The sequence below is a fragment of the Streptomyces sirii genome (genome assembly GCF_045690365.1).
GTDB lineage: Bacteria > Actinomycetota > Actinomycetes > Streptomycetales > Streptomycetaceae > Streptomyces > Streptomyces sirii.
The window spans coordinates 1,292,166-1,309,525 of sequence record NZ_CP147982.1 but is presented as its reverse complement, the minus strand read 5'-3'; the positions used below and the strand labels follow the sequence as shown (position 1 = coordinate 1,309,525).

Genomic DNA, 17,360 nt, shown 5'->3' with positions numbered 1-17,360 from the left:
TCAGCGAGTGTCCGTCTTGGGCCGGGGGGTGGGAGGCGAGAGCAGGAGCAGCGCGGCCAGCAGCAGCGCACCTGCGCACTCGCGGGTGTCGCGGAAGACACCGTCGGACTCGGCGGGTTCCAGCAGTCCTTCGACCTCTGCGGCCAGCGAGGCCGTCTCGATGGGCGCTGTGCGGTCGGTAACCATGCGATCAACTCCTTTGGCGAATGGGATACCAGATTCACATCGCCCTTTATGGGCCGCAACGGGAAAAATCTGAACATTAGGCGGTTCGTGTGACTTCACGTCATACGTGCCGCACTTGTGCGTTCCAGCAACTCCCTTCAGGTCAAAGGGAGTTGGCGGACGGCCGGGTGATACGTGGCAGCTGCCCGGGTGACGGCCCTCAGGGTGAAGGTCGGCGGGTTCGCCCCTCCGGGCCGCGTCCTTCGGCGTGCGCGCCGGGTGGATCGGCCGGCCGGCTCCTGACCGGTAGCGCCTGCCGCACGACGCGCTCCCGGCGCTGGAAGATCTCTCGCAGGGGCCGGCACCGCCGCGCGGCCCGCCCCCTACCGCCACCGACCGAGGCAAGGGCAGGGACCCCATGTACGACGCACTCCTGGCAGAGACCGTCACCCTCACCGGCCACGGCGGCGACCTCATCGAGGCGTACGCCGCCCGGCCGCTCGTCCCTGGGCCGGTCGGGGGTGTGGTGGTCATCCACCACATGCCCGGCTACGACGCCGGCAGCAAGGAGATCACCCGCCGGTTCGCCGCCGAGGGCCTCCTGGCCGTCTGCCCCAACCTCTACAGCCGCGAGGCGCCCGGCGCCGACCCGGACGAGGCGGCCGCGGTGGCCCGCGCGCGCGGCGGGGTCCCCGACGCCCGCCTGGTCGGGGACGTCGCCGGGGCCGCCCGCTATCTGCGCGGACTGAGCTCCTCCAACCACCGGGTGGGGACCATCGGGTACTGCTCCGGCGGCCGTCAGTCCTTCCTCGCGGCCTGCAGCCTGGATCTGCAGGCCGCCGTCGACTGCTACGGAGGCTTCATCACCCGCCGCCCGCCCGAGGACTCCCCGCTCACCGTCGAACCGATCGTCCATCTGGCCAAGGACCTCGGCTGCCCGCTGCTCGGCCTCTTCGGCGCCGAGGACCAACACCCGTCCCCGGAGGAGACGGCGGAGCTGGAGAACGCGCTGCGCAAACACGGCAAGGTCCATGCGTTCCATACGTACGAGGGCGCCGGGCACGCCTTCTTCGCGGTGAACCGGCCCAGCTACCACCCGCAGGTCGCGCAGGAGGCCTGGCAGCGGGTGTGCGAGTTCTTCGGGCGGCATCTGAGCGGGTGAGCGGGTGAGGGGGTGAGGGGGAGCGGGGGAGGGGGCCTCTCCTCTACACCCGCCCACCCCCCGTAGGGGGGTGGGCGGAGGGGAAAAAGACCAGGCGGCGAGCTTTCGCCCCCCGCTGCCCTAGAGTGCCAAGGTGCCGACGTACAGCATTGGTCAGGCAGCCGGGCTGCTGGGAGTGAGTGCGGAGACCGTCCGCCGGTGGGCCGACGGCGGTCAGCTGCGGATGGACCGGGACGGCGCGGGGAACCGCATGATCGACGGGGTGAGCCTGGCGGCGTTCGCCAAGGAGCGCGCCGCCGGGATGCATCCGGTGCCCGGCGAGGTGCTGACGTCCGTACGGAACTCGTTCGCGGGGATCGTCACCAAGGTGACCGTGGACGATGTGATCGCCCAGGTCGAGATCCAGTCCGGGCCGCACCGGCTGGTGTCGGTCGTCAGCCGGGAGGCGGTCGAGGAGCTGGGCATCGAGGTCGGGGTGACCGCCACCGCCCGGGTGAAGTCCACCAATGTGCATATCGACCGGACGGGCGACCGGAGTTGAGCCGCGGGGAGGCCGGGCCCGGCCGTCCGGCCCGGCAGACTCAGCGGCACAGCAGCGCGGCCCGCAGGTCCAGTTTGTGGTCGAGCCGGGACAGGTCACGGCCGGTGAGCATCTCTATGCGCTGAATGCGGTAGTGCACCGTGTTCACATGCAGCCGGAGCTTCTCGGCGGTACGCGCCCATGACCCGTGCTGCGCGAGGAAGACCTCCAGGGTCTCCAGCAGCATCCGGTGCGAGGCGGAGCCGCCGCGCGCCAACGGGCCCAGCACCCGGCTGCTGAAGGCCCTGCGGACGTCGGCCGGGACCCCGGCGAACAGGGGACCCATCGTGGTGAGGTCGTCGACGCGGATCACCCGGGCACCGTCCGGCGCCTCGGAGCGGGCCACCGCCAGGGCGTAACGGGCCTGGTCCAGCGCGGAACCGAGGCCCTCGGCGGCGGGTGCCGGGGCGCTGACCCCCGCGTGCAGCGGCGCCTGCCGATGGTCGTGCACAGCCGGCCACACCTCGCCCAGCGGGGTGTGGCCGCCCGGTCCCTCGGCGTCCGGTGCCGTAGGGACGACGGCGACAGCCTCGCCACCCGGTAGCCCGCCGACCGCGAACGACTCACCGGGGGAGTGCCGCAGCGCCTCGGCCAGCGCGCCCACCGCCCCGTTGCCGTCCGCACCGCCGAGGGTGGCCACCATCACCCGGTACGGGCCGGTGGCGGGCAGCCCGCAGGCGCGCAGCGCGGCGTCGAGCGCCGCACCGTCGGCCGGGCGGGCGTCGACGAGTGCGACCAGCTCGTCGGCCGCCCGCTGCTCGTCCGTCCGCAGCGCCTCGGTGACGGTCCGGAAGGTGGTGTGCGCGGGCACCGCCACCAGCACCATCCCGTGCGCACGGCAGGAGTCGACGAGTGCCTCGGGGACCTCGCCGTGCGCCTTCTCGGCGGCCAGCAGCGCGACGGTCCCGGCCGAGCGCAGCGCCGAGACGAAGCGGTCGGCCTGCCCGCGGTCGCCGCCGGGCGCCCACCACCCCAGACCGCTCAGCACCAGCCCGCCCGGCCGCAGCGACCCCGCCGGGTCCGCGAGGTCGGTGGCGTCGACCCCGCGGATTTCCCGGTCGAGCAGGGGGCCCTCGCCCCACAGCAGGGTCAGATCGAGCGAATCGACCTGGAGGAGATCGTGGACGTGCATGTGCTGGCTCCTTGCGCGGCTGCCGGAGGCGAATTCCGGCACGCTCTCCTTCACGAGGCGAATGCGGGTCCCAGCATCGTAAACCTCGGATATGCCGCCCTCATGCCCCATTTCCCCTCACAACAGCGAAGCCGAAGCGCGTATGAAGGTGGCATGTGTGGTTCAAGTCCGGCTCGCTCGGGCATCACTGGGGGGCAGCCGCCGCTGTACGGATCGCCTCAAGGGGGACTCCAATGACGCGAACGAGCCGAATCGACCCGCCGTCCCGCACCACCGCCGTTCGTGCGGCGGCGCCCGAGGATGCCGTACGGGCCGATGCCCGGCGCCTGGTGATCCGTGGTCAGCTGCGCCGTCCGCTCGCGCTGACCGTCGCCGACCTGCGGGAGCGGTGGCGGCAGCACCGAGCCGCGGTGGTCTTCGACTGCGCCAAGAACGGACCGCGGCACCACACCTTCCACGGGCCGCTGCTGCGGGACGTCATCGACACGGCGGAGCCCACCTTCGACGCCCGGCGGCGCAAGGACCGTTCGCGCTATCTGCTGACCGTCACCGGCGGGGACGGGCACCACACGGTGCTGTCCTGGGCGGAGATCGACCCGGACTTCGGCGACGCGCCGATCCTGCTGGCCACGGCCATGGACGGCCGCGGGCTCGACGGTACGGGCAGTCAGCTCGTGGTGCCCTCCGACCGCTGCGGGGCGCGCTACATCAGCGCGATCAGCGGCATCTGGGTCGGCACCTGTGCCCCGCCGGAGCGGCCGTAGCGGCTGCGGGAACCCCGATGTCACCCGCCCGGCGGGGAACTTCGCCGGGCGGTGTGCTCAGGCGGCGGCGAGTGCGATCTCGGTGGACTTGATCAGCGCGGTGACCTCGGAACCGGCGGCCAGGCCCAGGTCCTCGACCGCGTCCCTGGTGATCGCGGCGGTCAGCTCGCCGCCCGCCACCGCGACCTTGACGCCGGCCATCGCGCCGCCGGTGGTGACATCGGTGACCGTGCCGGGGATCTGGTTGCGGATGCTGAGGCCGTCGACCGCGCCGGTGGCGAGGGCGACCTCGGTGGACTTGATCAGCGTGCGGACCTCGGAGCCCGTGGCGATGCCGAGTTCTTCGACGGCCTCCAGGGTGATCGCGGCGGTGATCTCCTGGCCGCCTTCCAGGCGGACCTTGACGGTGGCCATGACCTCGCCGGGAGAGAGGGTGAGGACGGTGCCGGACATCTGGTTGCGGATGCTCAGGCTCATGGAGGTACCTCGCGGGAGAAGGGGGTGGCGGGACTGTGTGGGGGAGGGGCGGGGGAGTTGGAGAGGGGAGGGAGGGTGCCGGAGAGGGGAGAGGGTGAAATGCCCGGATTGCGCTCTCGGTGATCGGCACTCTAGCCGTCAGTGCCGCGCTCGCGGCCCTCCCCGCGCCTGCCCCGTCCGCTGCACGCCCGCCGGACTGTCCCGCGCCCCCTCGCCCCCGCGCCCCCTCCCCGCGTCCGCCCGGGGCGCCGTACTTCGTCCGTTCCTCCAAGGCGCCCGGCGTTGGGCTGGCATCTGCCATATAGGTTTGCCCGGTGGATTGCAGATGCGAGCTTGAGCTGCATATCTTGTCGCACATGCAGTCCTACACGATTGGTCAGGCGGCGCGGCTGCTGGGCGTCAGCCCGGACACCGCGCGTCGCTGGGCCGATGCCGGCAAAGTCGCGACCCACCGCGACGACAGCGGCCGCCGCCTCATCGACGGCCGCGATCTGGCCGCCTTCTCCATCGAGGTGGCGCAGCACGGCACCGGTGAGGACGACGGCTCGTACACCTCCGCGCGCAACGCCTTCCCGGGCATCGTCACCGCCGTCACGCTCGGCGATGTCGCCGCCCAGGTCGAGATCCAGGCCGGTCCGCACCGCCTGGTGTCCCTGCTGACCCGGGAAGCGGTGGAGGAGCTCGGTCTGGAGGTCGGCATGCAGGCCACCGCCCGTGTGAAGTCCACCAGCGTGCACATCGACCGCACCTGACCGATCGCACCTGACCTACCGCGGCAGCACCACGGCCGAACCGTCCCCACCGTGCCGACGTCAGCCGCCCCACCCCAGCGGCGTCGCCCGTCCACGGCGCGGCTTTTCCCATCCGCTCGGGCGGCGTCCGCCGTCCCGCGTCACAAGGAGTCACGCCTCATGCCTCAGCTCATCACCGGGCGCCGCGCCGCCGCCGCGATCGTCACCGCCGCCCTGCTCGTTCCGCTCGCCGCCTGCGGGAAGGGAGCGGACAAGAAGAAGGACGACGGTGACGCGAAGTCCGGCGGCACCACCAAGGCGGAGCTGACCGTGCTGGCCGCCTCGTCGCTGACCGATGTCTTCCAGAAGGCCGGCGCGCTCTACGAGAAGGACCACCCGGGCACGAAGGTGAAGTTCTCCTTCGCCGGCTCCCAGGAGCTGGCCGCCCAGGTCAGGGAGGGCGTCCCCGCCGACGCCCTGGTCACCGCCGACACCAAGACCATGGACAGCCTGAAGGTCGACACCGGTGCCCCGACCGTCATCGCCAAGAACCGCCTGGTCATCGCGACCGGTGAGGGCAACCCGAAGAAGATCACCGCGCTCAAGGACCTCGCCAAGAGTGACCTGAAGGTCGTGCTCGCCGCCTCCGAGGTGCCGGTCGGCCGCTACAGCAAGCAGGTGCTGGACGCCCAGAAGCTCAAGGTCGAGCCGGTCTCCCAGGAGCCCAACGTCCGCGCCGTCCTCAGCAAGGTGGAGCTCGGCGAGGCCGACGCCGGCCTGGTCTACAAGACCGACGCCGCCACCGCGCCGAAGAAGGTCGACGCCGTCGACATCCCGGACGCGCAGAACGCCGTCGCCTCCTACCCGGCCGCGACGCTGAAGGCCTCGGAGCACTCGGCGGCCGCGGCGGCGTTCGTGAAGTGGCTGAGCACGCCGGCGGCGCAGAAGCTGCTGCGGCAGGCGGGCTTCCAGCAGCCGTAATGGTGTGCGGCGCGCACGGGTCTGTCCGGCTCGGGGGAGCGGACAGCCCCGTGCGCGCCGCCGTTCGAGGTGGCTCATGCCGTCCGATCAGCCCCGACTCCAGGAACCGTCCCAGGAACGCCCGATGACACGCCTTCGCATTTCGGCCGCGCGCCCGGCGGGCAGGCGCCGCGCGCCCGGCACCCGTACGCCCGTCGCGCTGGTGGTGCCCGCGCTCGTCGCCGTCGCGTTCCTGCTGATGCCGCTCGTCGGCATCCTCGCCCGGACCTCCTGGAGCGAGCTGGGCACCCATCTGACCAGCCCCGGCGTCACCGAAGCGCTCAGCCTCTCGCTGCTGGTCTCCTTCTGGGCGCTGGGGCTCTCGCTGCTGCTGGGCGTACCGCTGGCCTGGCTGCTGGCCCGGGTCGGCTTTCCCGGCAAGGCGCTGGTCCGCTCGCTGGTGCTGCTGCCGATGGTGCTGCCGCCGACCGTCGGCGGTGTCGCCCTGCTGCTCGGCTTCGGCCGCCGCGGAGTCCTCGGCCCCTGGCTGGAGGACACCTTCGGCATCGTGCTGCCGTTCCACACCTCGGGCGCCGTGGTCGCCGCCACCTTCGTCGCGATGCCGTTCCTCGTCATCAGCCTGGAGGGCACGCTCGCCGGGCTGCGCCCCCGTTACGAGGAGACCGCGGCCTCCCTCGGCGCCTCACCCGTCCGGGTCTTCTGCACGGTCACCTTGCCCATGGTCGCCCCCGGTCTCGCCGCCGGTGCCGCGCTGACCTGGGCCCGCGCGCTCGGCGAGTTCGGCGCCACGATCACCTTCGCCGGCAATCTGCCCGGCACCACCCAGACCCTGCCGCTCCAGGTCTATCTGCTGCTCCAGGGCTCCCCGGAGGCCGCCACCTCGGTCTCGCTGCTGCTGCTCGTCATCGCCATGGCCGTGCTGATCTGCCTGCGCGGCCGCTGGACCGGTGCCACCACCGACCGCCCGGCCCGCGACGTGCCGGCCGCCGAGGACACCGACCCCCCGGCCCCGTCCGCCCCCGTCGGCGAACCGCCCGCCATCCCCGCCGCCCCCGACGGGGAACGCTGGCCCCTGCACGCCGACGTCACCGGCTTCAACCGGCTGACCCTGGACGCCGAACCGGGCACCACCATCGCCGTCGTCGGCCCCAACGGTGCCGGCAAGACCACCCTGCTGCGCGCCCTGCTCGGCCTCACCCCGCGCGCCCACGCCGCGCTGCGCCTCGGCGACACCGACGTCACCGCGCTGCCCCCGCACCGTCGCGGCGTCGCCTGGGTCCCCCAGGACGGCGCGCTCTTCCCGCATCTGAGCGCCCTGAGCAACACGGCATACGGTCTGCGCGCCCACGGCGCCGCCCGCGGCGAGGCCCGCCGCGTCGCGCAGCAGTGGCTCGACCGGCTGGGCGTGGGCCATCTCGCGCACCGCAGGCCCGCCCAGCTCTCCGGCGGGCAGGCCCAACGCGTCGCACTGGCCAGGGCGCTGGCCGCCCGGCCCCGTCTGTTGCTGCTCGACGAGCCGCTCGCCGCCCTCGACCAGACCACCCGCGCCCATGTCCGCCACACCCTGCGCAGCCATCTCGCGGGCTTCGGCGGCGTCTGCCTGATCGTCACCCACGACCCGGTCGAGGCGGTCTCGCTCGCCGACCGCGTCCTCGTCCTCGACGACGGCCGAGCCCTCCAGGACGCCCCGCCCGCCGAGGTCACCCGCCATCCGCGCTCCCCCTGGGTCGCCCGGATGCTGGGCCGCAACGCCTGGCCGGGCGTCGCCACCGGCGACGGTCTCGGGCTCGCCGACGGCGGCCGTCTCGTCGTCGCCGACCCCCTTCCGGAGGGTTCCCGGGCGCTGGCGATCATCGCCCCGGAGGCGGTGTCGGTCCACCTCGACAAGCCCGCGGGCAGCCCCCGCAACATCTGGCCCGGGACCGTACGGGAGATCACCTCGGCGGGCAGCCGGCTGCGGGTACTGGTCACCTCGCAGCAGGCCCCGGATCTGGTGGCCGAAATCACCCCATCGGCCGCCCTCGAACTCGGCCTCGCCGACGGGGTGTCCGTATGGACCAGCGTCAAGGCCACCGAGGTCTTGCTCGTGACGCTCTGAGGGTCAGCCGTGCGGTGCGGCCGCCGGCTCCAGCACGAACACCGGGATCACCCGGTCCGTCTTCCGCTGGTAGTCGTCGTAGTCGGGGTACGCCTCGACCGCGCGCCGCCACCACAGGGCCTTCTCCTCGCCGGTCACCTCACGCGCCGTCATGTCCTGCCGCACCGGGCCGTCCTGGAGCTCCACCCGGGGGTCCGCCACGACGTTGTGGTACCAGACCGGGTGCTGGGGCGCGCCGCCCAGGGAGGCCACGACGGCGTAGGTGCCGTCGTGCTCCACCCGCATCAGCGGGCTCTTGCGGATCTTTCCGCTCTTCGCTCCCCGGGTGGTGAGGACGACGACGGGCATCCCGCGCATCGTGATGCCCTCCGTGCCGCCCGAGCGCTCGTACAGTTCGACCTGATCGCGCACCCACTGCGCCGGGCTCGGTTCGTACTCACCCTGAAGAGGCATGCTGTCCGTCCCATCTGCCAAGACACGAGTGGTGACCGGTGCCGTACCGACCGATCACCGTCGACCGGTTTGTGGTCACCGACGCGCGGTCGGCGCTCGTCGGTGATCGCCTGACCTTCGCTCAACAATCAAGGCGGGCGCAATCATCCCGGCCCCGCCGTCGTGTCCTGAACGCGCCGTCCGTCGCGCCCTTCCACGGGCCGTGCCGCCGCCCTACGGTCTCGCGTATGACCACCCAGCGGTTCACTCCCGGCTCCGCCGCACCGCCCGCCTCCCACACCACCCTCCAACGGAACGCCATCGGTACCGGTGACCTGGTCTTCTTCGTCGTGGCCGCGGCCGCCCCGCCGACCGTCATGGCCGGTGCGGCACCGGTGGCGATCGCGATGGCCGGCCGGGCGGCGCCGGCACGTTCCGCGCGGCCTCCCGGCCGCGCCGCACCCTGACGGCGCGGCGGGCCGGGACCCGTGGTCAGGACACCAGCTCCACCGTCTGACGGCTACGGCGGTGCTGCTCCTCCCAGTTCGTCAGCGCCGTGCCACAGGCGTGGTCGAGGTGGCGCAGTCCGCTCAGGTCGAGCCGCACATCGCGGTCGGCGGGCAGCGCGTCGAGCTGGTCGAGGATCTTCGGCAGCCGCAGGAACGTGGCGTTGCCGACGGCCCGCACCAGCACCGGCTCGTCCTCGTCGGCCGGGGCGTCGACCTCCAGATGGACATGGGAGGTCTCCCAGGCCGTCTTCACGACGGCCAACAGCAGACCGATCAGGACGCCCTCGAACATGTTCACCGTGACGATCGCGATGGCGGTGACCAGCAGCACGACCGCCTCACCGCGGTGTTCGCGCCACAGCGGCCGCAGCGAGCGCACCGGGATGAGCTTGCCGCCCGAGTACACCAGGACGCCCGCCAGCGCGGCCAGCGGCACCACGCCCAGCGCGGCCGGGAACGCCGCGGCGAACACCAGCAGCCAGACCCCGTGCAGCACACGGGAGGCCTTGGTCTTCGCGCCCGCATGGACGTTGGCGGCGCTGCGCACGATGACCGCGGTCATCGGCAGCGCACCGAGCACACCGCACACGGCGTTGCCCGCGCCCTGGGCCATCAGCTCCTTGTCGTAGTCGGTCTTCGGCCCGTCGTGGAGCCGGTCGACGGCGGCGGCGCTGAAGAGGGACTCGGCCGACGCGATCAACGCGAAGGCCAGCACCGTGCCGATCACCCCGATGTCGGCGAGCCTGCCCAGGTCGGCGAGGCCGGGAGGTTGGATCGCGTCCAGCAGCCCGCTGACCTCGACCCGGGCGACCGGCAGGTCCAGCGCCCAGACCGCGGTGGTGGCGAGCGCCACCGCGGCCAGCGGCGCCGGCAGGATCCGTGCCGCGCGCCGCCAGCGGGGCCACAGCACCAGGACGGCGATGGTGCCGGCGCCGACGGCGAGCGCACTCAGCGCGGTCTGGGACCGTACGGTGTCGGCGACCAGACCCGGCAGCGAGCCGATGTTGGCCAGTCCGCTGCCCGGCGCCTTGGCGTCGGTGAGGGCGTAGAGCTGTCCGGCGATCAGCACCAGGCCGATGCCGGCCAGCATGCCCTGGACGACGGCGACCGAGATCGCCCGGAACCAGCGCCCCAACTTGAGGGCGCCCATGGCCAGTTGCAGGGCACCGGCGGCCAGCACCAGCGCACCCAGCGCGCTGACGCCGTACGCCTTGACGGCTTCGAAGACCAGCACCGTCAGGCCCGCGGCCGGGCCGCTGACCTGCAGGCTGCTGCCGGGGAGCAGACCGGTGAGGAGTCCGCCGACGATACCGGTGACGAGTCCCAGCTCGGCCGGTACGCCGGACGCGACCGCCACGCCCACGCACAGCGGGACGGCCACCAGGAAGACGACGAGCGAGGCGGTGAAGTCCGCCCGGAGGGAAGTGAGTTGCTTCATGAGGGACACCTGCGCCTTCACAGCGGGAGGAACAGGTCGGTGGCCGGATGGTGGGCGGCCACCATGCCGGTGTGGACTTCGTAGAACCAGCCGTGCAGGTTCACCTCGCCGGCGGTCAGCCGCTCCTGGACACAGGGGTAGCCGCGCAGCCGGTCGAGCTGTTCGCGCACATGCTGCTGGACCGCCGCCGAGACGGTCGGCTCCGCGTCGTCGGGCAACTGGTCGGAGAGCTGCTGCGCCAGCCAGTCGCGGACCGCGGGAGCACCCGTCAGGTCCTCGCCGCGGGCCTTGGCGCCGACCGCGCCGCAGTGCGAGTGGCCGCACACCACGATGTCGGCCACCCGCAGCACGCGCATCGCGTACTCGATGGTGGCGGCCTCCGCGCAGGCCGCCATGCCCTCCTGGTAGGTGGGGACGGCGTTACCGGCCGTCCGCAGTTCGAACAGTTCGCCGGGCCGCGCGCCGGTGATCAGGGACGGCACGACACGGGAGTCGGAGCAGGTGATGAAGAGGGCGAGGGGCGACTGGCCGGCCGCGAGCCGGCCGTAGGTCTCCTGTTCCTCGCGCCGGTCGGCGATACGGGCCATCAGGCCCCGGGCATGCTGAATGAAGGTCTCCACTGGGAGGTCTCCTGCTGATGAGGGGTGCCACTGTGGGGTGGTGGCGGATACATGCGAGGTGCGGATGGTGCGGCAGACCGCCACGACCGCCCTCAGCAGCGGAAGACGCAGTGCAGGACGGGGAGTCTCTCCGGTCTCGACGCGGCCTTGGTCGAGCTGTGTGCGGGGGCGGGGTCGGTCTCCTCGGCGCCGTGGCGCAGCCGGTGGACGTCGCCGTGGGGCAGCGGTCGGCCGCCGTGCCGGGGGACCCCGACGGTGGTGTGCGCGGAGCCGCGGGCCTTGCCGCGCTCGTTCTCGCGCTTGGTCTTTTCCTCGTTGGTGTCGCCGGCCGGCTGGGCGGACTTGGTGCCCGCGGGCTGGCCGGCTTTTGCGATGGCAAGTGCGCTCGCGCTGGCGGCCGTTGACGCGCCACCGAGCAGGACGGCGAGGATCACGGCGAGGACGGCCAGCGGGAAGCGGCATGCGCGCAGCGCCGGTGTGCGGCGTATGCCGGTGCCCTTCCGTCGCATCGCTCCCCCGTGGATCGTCCACACGACTAAAACGTCCCCCAATAGTGCAGCACATAGGTTTCCCGCGTGCTAACAAGAAATGACGCCAAGTTTCAAGACATTCTTGGATGTTGTTGCAGGTGTCGGAAGTGACGCCCGAATGCCCGCCTGCCGTTGTTTTCAGCCGGACTCAGGCCCGTTCCGTCTCCGTACGCGGTGCCGCGGTGGCCGAAGCGGTGGCCGCGGGCCGTCTGGCGGCCCAGGCGACGAGGGGCACGACCGCCAGGGCGAGGATTCCGCCGGACAGCGCCAGCGTCGGGAACCCCCCGGCCACCACGATCAGCCCCGAGGACGCGCCGCCGGCCGCGCCGGCGACGGCTATGCCGACGTCCACCAGCCCCTGCGCCGCGGCCCGGTTGGCGGGTGGCAGTGCGTCGGTGACGATGGCGGTGCCGCTGACCAGGCCGAAGTTCCAGCCGAGGCCGAGCAGCATCAGCGCCGCGGCGAGCGCGGGCACGGAGTGCGGGGACGCCGTGGCCGCGAGGACGCCGGCCGCCAGCAGGGTCACCCCGGACGCGGCGGCGGTCCACAGCCGGCCGACCCGGTCGACGAGCAGCCCGGTCAGGGGCGACGGCAGGAACATCGCGCCGACATGGAGGGCGATGACGAACCCGGCCTCTTGGGTGCCGTGCCCGTGCGCGCGCATGTGCACGGGGGTCATCGTCATGATCGCGATCATGACGAGCTGGGTGAGGACCATGACCAGCGTGCCCATGACCACCCGCCCGCGCTGCGGGGGTTGGGCGGGCCGGTCCTCCGCCCCGAGAGCGCCATCGGCTGCCTGGGCCGCCTTCTCGGCCAACGCCTGGGCCAGTCGCAGCGGATCGGGGCGCAGCAGGATGGCGAGGACGATCGCGGCCGCGCCGAACGCCGCGGTGGCCAGTATGAACGGCCCGGCGAGGCGCGGGATGCCCCAGGAGTGGGCGAGTCGACCGGTCAGCGTGACCAGGTTGGGGCCGACCACCGCGCCGAGCGTGGTGGCGAAGAGCACCGTGCTCACCGCGCGGCCGCGGCGCGCGGGGGAGGCCAGATCCGCTCCCGCGTAGCGCGCCATCAGGTTCGTCGCGGTGCCCGCCCCGTATACCAGCAGGCCCAGGAAGAGCAGCGGAGCGCTGTCGACGGCGGCCGCCGCGACGACACCGAGGCTGCCGAGCGCCCCGGCGCCGTAGCCGAGCGCGAGCCCGGGGCGCCGGCCCCAGCGCCGGCAGATCCGGCCGATGGCCACGGCGCCGAGCGCGGACCCGGCGGTGAACAGCGCGCTGGGCAGGCCCGCCAGACCGGTCGAGCCGAGCATCTCCTCGGCGAGCAGTGCGCCGACGGTGATTCCCGCGGCGAGGCCCGCACCGCTGAGGATCTGGGAGAAGACCAGCACGGCCAGAATGCGCCGCTGTTCCGGTATGTCGCGTGTGGCCGGTGCGCCGTTCCTCGCCGTCATGGTTCCTTTCCGATCGAGAAGGTGTCCGCTACGGGACAGCCCTTAAGCGGTCGACACGGGTTCGAGCGCCGCGATGTCCGAGAGGGACAGGTTCATCTGCTGGTGGAGGAAGCGCACGATCGTCCAGTGTGGCAGTGCGCCCTCGTCGAAGGGGCCGAATTCCCGGCAGTACAAGGGGATCCAGCGCAGGGCCTCTTCGAGCGCCTGCTCCCGGCCCGGTTCCTGCTGGTAGTCCTCATAGGCGATGCTGCGGTGCTCGATGAAGAACCGCCCCGGCAGCCGCTCCTCGCACAGTGCACGGTATTCGCGGGTCTGCAGTATGAGGTAGTGCCATATCTCGTCGATTTCCTGCTCGACCGGCAGGAACAGTCCGCCGAGCCGGTCGCGGTGCCGGGAGACGAGGTAGAGGTACCGCAGGCATTCGGTGACCTGCCGCGTCACGAACTCGGGGGAGAGTTCCGGGTCCTTGGCGGTGAAATGGTCCACCACCTCGGTGTACAACGCGTCTGTGAGCAGGTCCCTCAGATCGTCGGCGGATATCCGCGGGCTGGTCATGACTCTCCTGTGCGAAGGTGGGGTCGGGCGTGGTGCGCGGATCAGGCGCCGTCGGCGAGCCAGGCGTACTTTCCCGACCGCCCGATGGGGATATGCGCGCGGTGCTCGATCCGGCAGCGCCGTCCGGTCAGTTCACCGACACCGTGCTCCAGCGCCGCCGCCTCGTCGTCGCCGAGGGGCGCGCCGTTGAACGTCGTATACGCCAGCAGCGCCTCGGCATCGCCGGTCAGCTGCAATTGGTGCACGAAGACATGCGAGGACGCCTCCCCGATGCACCGGTCGAGATCGCCCTGGGCGACGGGACCGCGCGGGGTGCTCAGCAATTCCTGCTGGCGGCCGCAGAATTGGGCGATCTTCGACGGGTCCGGTGTGCCGTCCAGCGTGCGTACGCAGTCGCCCGAGCGATAGCGGATCAAGGGCATGAAGGGGTTGCGCACACTGGAGACGATGAGCTCGTAGATCGTGCTTTCCGGTGCGACCGGGTGGAGTTCGACGCTCATCTTGTCGAGGTGCGGCCAGTAGGTGCCGCGTTGGTCGCTGTAGTAGAGATAGCCGAGCTCGGTGCTGCCGAACAGGTCGATGACCGGACAGGCGAAGTGCTGGTGCAGAAAGCGCCGGACGTTCACCGGGGTGTATTCGTAGGCGTGGATGATGCTGGCCGGCGGCGGGAAGTCGTCCCACAGCCCCCATTCGCTGACTTTGCGCACCAGATGCGCCAGGTGGTAGCCGGAGCAGTCGAGGTGGTACCAGCCGCGGGGGTGCGCCTGCCGGGCGGTGCGGATCTCGGCGAGCATCCGCACGACCTCGTCGCGCTCCCACAGCGCCGGGTCGAGCCGCAGGTTGAGATAGCAGGTGCGCTCGTCGAGCCACCGGTCGTCGAGGGTGGGCACCGGCCGGGGCGGTACGCCGCTGCGGGCGGCGTTGACCCGGGCCACATGCTCCGTCGCCAGCACCGTGGTCAGCGAGACCCGTCGGCAGCCCGACTCCCAGGTGTCGGCGATATCGGGGTGCTCGCGCCACAGCTGGTAGTAGGAGTGCAGCAGGAAGTACGGGGGCCGGATGATCTGCATCCGGGCGTGGTTGGTGCCCGTGGACAGTACGAACTCGGCCTCGCCGGCCTCCAGGGCCGCGGACAGTCGGGGCGTCATCCAGTTTTCGGGGAAGCCGCGGGCGATCTCCGGCTTGTCGAGTATGGGGAAGTGCCCCTTCGCCAGCGCATCGCGGTAGATGGGGATGTCGCGGATCTGCTCGATGACCTCGGCGGTCGGCTGACCATCCATGGATTCCTCGTCAAGGCTCGGAGAACGGTGCCCTCGGGGACGCATACGGGGCGCGGTGCCCGGAAGGGGCGGCGGCGAAGAACGCCGCCGGTGCCCCCTCCCGGGTCCCTCAGCGGATACGGCGTCAGGAGATACAGCCGGCCTTCGGCGTGGCGCTGATGCACCCGGCCTTGGGCGCCGCGCTGATGCAGCCGTTCTTCGCCGCCTGCTGTGCGGAGTTGGCGGCGAGCCAGTTCTGCCAGACGTTGTCCTGGGCCATCTTCTTGATGAGCTGTTCCATGGGAGACCTCCGGGAAGAGTGCGGAAGACATGTGGGGCATAGCGCTGACCTGCGCTGATGCCATAGCCATGAAGGTAAAAGTGTTGCCAAGTGAATGTCAATCAAAGGCAATGTCGACGCGGGTGGATGTGTGGCCGGCGCGCCAACTTTGGCGAGATTGTGACGAGTTGATCAATGGCGGGAACCGTATGGCCCGCGTTCGTGTCGGCGCCCGAATTCCCCTGGTTCGACTCACTGGGGGGCCATTACTCCCCTGATGTGTCTACGGCGATATTGCGCCGCATTGCGTGCGTATTGCGCCGCACGGCGGCCGCGATCGGGTGACCTGTCGTGCACGTCCGGAGGTCGGCGGTCACCGCGGTGGAACGATCACTACCGGTTACCCGCTCATCGGTCCCGGCCCCAGGGGAGTCTGCTGTGCGAATTCTGCTCATCGCCGGCGCGTTCAACAGCCTTACGCAGCGCGTCCACGCCGAACTCGGCGACGGCGGACACCAGGTGCGGGTGGAGCTGGTGACCCGCGAGACCCCGCTGCTGGAGGTCGTACGCCGCCATTCCCCCGAGCTGATCGTGGCGCCGATGCTCAAGACGGCCGTGCCCCGCGAGGTGTGGTCCGCATACACCTGCCTGATCGTGCACCCCGGTCCCGTCGGTGACCGCGGGCCGTCCTCGGTGGACTGGGCGGTGCACCTGGGCGCGGACCGCTGGGGCGTCACGGTCCTGCAGGCCAACGACGAGATGGACGCCGGCGACGTCTGGGCCGCGGTCGACTGCCTCGTCCCCCGGGTGGGCAAGAGCGACCTCTACCGCAACGAGATCGCCGACGCGGCGGTCGAGGCGGTGCTCAGGGCCGTCGACCGGGTGGCGTCCGGCAGCCATCGCCCGCAGCCCCAGGGCACCCTGCCCGACACCGCGAAGCCCGGCCGCCCCCGGCCGCCGCTGCGCCAGGACCAGCGCCGGATCGACTGGCACCGCGACCCCACCGACACCGTCGTACGCACCCTGCGCGCCGCCGACTCCCAGCCCGGCGTACGGGACGAACTGCTCGATGACACCTGGTTCTTGCACGGCGGCCACCCGGAGGACACCCTGACCGGCCGGCCGGGCGAACTGCTCGCCACCCGATGTGGCGCGATCTGCCGGGCGACGGCCGACGGGGCGGTGTGGATCCCGCAGCTGCGTCCGCCGCGCCGCCCGGGGGAGCCCGGCACCTTCGCACTGCCCGCCACGCTCGCGCTGGGCGACCGTCTGCCGCCGCTCCCCGAAATCCCGGCCCCGCTCGACCCCGGCGACGGCCCCCGCACCTGGAGCGACATCCGCTACCGCGAGGACGGCCCGGCCGGATTCCTGGAGTTCTCCTTCCCCGGCGGCGCCATGAGCACCGACCACTGCCGGCGCCTGCTGGCCGCCTATCGCCACGCCTGCACCCGGCCCACGTCCGTGCTGGTCCTAGGCGGCCGCCGGGACTTCTTCTCCAACGGCATCCATCTGAACGTCATCGAGGCCGCCGCCGACCCGGCCGAGGAGTCCTGGGCCAACATCAACGCCATGGACGACCTGGTGCACGCCGTCCTGACCACCACCGACCGGCTGGTGGTCGCCGCGCTGGGCGGCAACGCCGCGGCCGGCGGGGTGATGCTGGCACTCGCCGCCGACGAGGTGTGGTGCCGCTCGGCGGCGGTGCTCAACCCGCACTACCGGCTGATGGGCCTCTACGGTTCGGAGTACTGGACCTACACCCTGCCCGGCCGAGCGGGCTCCGAGGTGGCCGAGCAACTCACCGCACGCGCCCTGCCGATCACCGCCGCGGCCGGACAGCGGCTCGGGCTGGTGGACCGGATCATCGACAGCGGCCCCCAGGAATTCGCGCCCCGGACCGCCCACCTGGCGGCCCGGCTGGCGTCCTCGCCCGCGGTCCAGGCCCGGATCGCCGGCAAGAAGGCGGCGCGGGAGTGCGACGAGGCGGAACGTCCGCTGCACGCCTACCGCGACCATGAACTGTCCCGTATGCACCGCATCTTCTTCGATCCGGAGCAGCCCTACCACGCACTGCGGCGGGCCTTCGTACGCAAGGAGCCCCTGGCCGGCACGCCCTCGCACCTCGACGCTTCCCCGTCGGGGGCGGAGCCGCGGCTTCGCTGAGTCCGAAGGCCGGTGGCCGAGGTCCCCCTCC

The 17,360-nt window shown here is 72.0% G+C and carries 19 protein-coding genes; 8 read left to right on the top strand and 11 right to left on the bottom strand.

Annotated elements, in window-relative coordinates; all coding sequences use genetic code 11:
- Window positions 1-186, bottom strand: a complete 186-nt coding sequence (locus tag WAB15_RS06135; protein ID WP_399150662.1) for a hypothetical protein — start codon at window positions 184-186, stop codon at window positions 1-3.
- Window positions 187-583: 397 nt separating this feature from the next.
- Here WAB15_RS06135 and WAB15_RS06130 point away from each other — a divergent pair, with 397 nt between their 5' ends.
- Both WAB15_RS06130 and WAB15_RS06125 read left to right on the top strand, forming a co-directional pair.
- The gene (locus tag WAB15_RS06130; RefSeq protein WP_407285598.1) at window positions 584-1,327 is read left to right on the top strand and encodes a dienelactone hydrolase family protein; all 744 of its coding nucleotides are present in this window, start codon (window positions 584-586) and stop codon (window positions 1,325-1,327) included.
- A gap of 133 nt (window positions 1,328-1,460) precedes the next feature.
- Complete coding sequence (locus tag WAB15_RS06125) at window positions 1,461-1,868, top strand: molybdopterin-binding protein (RefSeq protein WP_407285597.1); 408 nt, start codon at window positions 1,461-1,463, stop codon at window positions 1,866-1,868.
- Window positions 1,869-1,908: 40 nt separating this feature from the next.
- Here the strand turns inward: WAB15_RS06125 and WAB15_RS06120 are convergent, their stop codons facing one another.
- A complete protein-coding gene (locus WAB15_RS06120) occupies window positions 1,909-3,039 on the bottom strand; it encodes a PucR family transcriptional regulator (RefSeq protein WP_407285596.1) in 1,131 nt (376 codons plus the stop codon).
- Window positions 3,040-3,272: 233 nt separating this feature from the next.
- On the opposite strand from WAB15_RS06120, the gene WAB15_RS06115 reads away from it, so the two are divergent.
- Window positions 3,273-3,803, top strand: a complete 531-nt coding sequence (locus tag WAB15_RS06115; protein ID WP_407285595.1) for a molybdopterin-dependent oxidoreductase — start codon at window positions 3,273-3,275, stop codon at window positions 3,801-3,803.
- 57 nt (window positions 3,804-3,860) lie between these two features.
- Here the strand turns inward: WAB15_RS06115 and WAB15_RS06110 are convergent, their stop codons facing one another.
- A complete protein-coding gene (locus WAB15_RS06110) occupies window positions 3,861-4,280 on the bottom strand; it encodes a molybdopterin-binding protein (RefSeq protein WP_407285594.1) in 420 nt (139 codons plus the stop codon).
- Between the two features lie 356 nt (window positions 4,281-4,636).
- On the opposite strand from WAB15_RS06110, the gene WAB15_RS06105 reads away from it, so the two are divergent.
- The 3 genes from WAB15_RS06105 to WAB15_RS06095 all read left to right on the top strand — a co-directional run bounded on the left by WAB15_RS06105 (window position 4,637) and on the right by WAB15_RS06095 (window position 8,090).
- The gene (locus tag WAB15_RS06105; protein ID WP_393493021.1) at window positions 4,637-5,032 is read left to right on the top strand and encodes a molybdopterin-binding protein; all 396 of its coding nucleotides are present in this window, start codon (window positions 4,637-4,639) and stop codon (window positions 5,030-5,032) included.
- A gap of 159 nt (window positions 5,033-5,191) precedes the next feature.
- Window positions 5,192-5,992, top strand: a complete 801-nt coding sequence (gene modA, locus WAB15_RS06100) for a molybdate ABC transporter substrate-binding protein (RefSeq protein ID WP_407285593.1) — start codon at window positions 5,192-5,194, stop codon at window positions 5,990-5,992.
- A gap of 124 nt (window positions 5,993-6,116) precedes the next feature.
- Entirely contained in the window at window positions 6,117-8,090 is a 1,974-nt protein-coding gene (locus tag WAB15_RS06095) for an ABC transporter permease (RefSeq protein ID WP_407285592.1), read from the top strand.
- A gap of 3 nt (window positions 8,091-8,093) precedes the next feature.
- On the opposite strand, the gene WAB15_RS06090 is transcribed toward WAB15_RS06095, so the two are convergent.
- Window positions 8,094-8,543: a nitroreductase family deazaflavin-dependent oxidoreductase gene (locus WAB15_RS06090; protein WP_399150654.1), complete on the bottom strand. Its 450-nt coding sequence runs from the start codon at window positions 8,541-8,543 to the stop codon at window positions 8,094-8,096.
- A 227-nt stretch (window positions 8,544-8,770) separates the two neighbouring features.
- Between WAB15_RS06090 and WAB15_RS06085 the strand changes: the two genes are divergently transcribed.
- Window positions 8,771-8,989: a hypothetical protein gene (locus tag WAB15_RS06085; RefSeq protein WP_407285591.1), complete on the top strand. Its 219-nt coding sequence runs from the start codon at window positions 8,771-8,773 to the stop codon at window positions 8,987-8,989.
- Window positions 8,990-9,014: 25 nt separating this feature from the next.
- Here the strand turns inward: WAB15_RS06085 and WAB15_RS06080 are convergent, their stop codons facing one another.
- The 7 genes from WAB15_RS06080 to WAB15_RS06050 form a co-directional block, all read right to left on the bottom strand.
- On the bottom strand, window positions 9,015-10,469 hold the full coding sequence (locus tag WAB15_RS06080) for a SulP family inorganic anion transporter (protein WP_407285590.1): 1,455 nt from the start codon (window positions 10,467-10,469) through the stop codon (window positions 9,015-9,017).
- A 17-nt stretch (window positions 10,470-10,486) separates the two neighbouring features.
- On the bottom strand, window positions 10,487-11,089 hold the full coding sequence (locus WAB15_RS06075; RefSeq protein WP_399150651.1) for a carbonic anhydrase: 603 nt from the start codon (window positions 11,087-11,089) through the stop codon (window positions 10,487-10,489).
- A 92-nt stretch (window positions 11,090-11,181) separates the two neighbouring features.
- Window positions 11,182-11,598 (bottom strand): hypothetical protein, encoded by a 417-nt coding sequence (locus WAB15_RS06070; protein WP_399150650.1) that lies wholly within the window; start codon window positions 11,596-11,598, stop codon window positions 11,182-11,184.
- A 169-nt stretch (window positions 11,599-11,767) separates the two neighbouring features.
- A complete protein-coding gene (locus tag WAB15_RS06065; protein ID WP_407285589.1) occupies window positions 11,768-13,072 on the bottom strand; it encodes an MFS transporter in 1,305 nt (434 codons plus the stop codon).
- A 42-nt stretch (window positions 13,073-13,114) separates the two neighbouring features.
- On the bottom strand, window positions 13,115-13,627 hold the full coding sequence (locus tag WAB15_RS06060; RefSeq protein ID WP_407285588.1) for a hypothetical protein: 513 nt from the start codon (window positions 13,625-13,627) through the stop codon (window positions 13,115-13,117).
- Window positions 13,628-13,668: 41 nt separating this feature from the next.
- The gene (locus WAB15_RS06055) at window positions 13,669-14,907 is read right to left on the bottom strand and encodes a hypothetical protein (protein WP_407285587.1); all 1,239 of its coding nucleotides are present in this window, start codon (window positions 14,905-14,907) and stop codon (window positions 13,669-13,671) included.
- A gap of 124 nt (window positions 14,908-15,031) precedes the next feature.
- The gene (locus tag WAB15_RS06050) at window positions 15,032-15,187 is read right to left on the bottom strand and encodes a hypothetical protein (protein WP_018091721.1); all 156 of its coding nucleotides are present in this window, start codon (window positions 15,185-15,187) and stop codon (window positions 15,032-15,034) included.
- Window positions 15,188-15,604: 417 nt separating this feature from the next.
- Here WAB15_RS06050 and WAB15_RS06045 point away from each other — a divergent pair, with 417 nt between their 5' ends.
- Entirely contained in the window at window positions 15,605-17,329 is a 1,725-nt protein-coding gene (locus WAB15_RS06045; RefSeq protein ID WP_407285586.1) for a hydrogenase maturation protein, read from the top strand.
- Window positions 17,330-17,360: the final 31 nt, after the last annotated feature.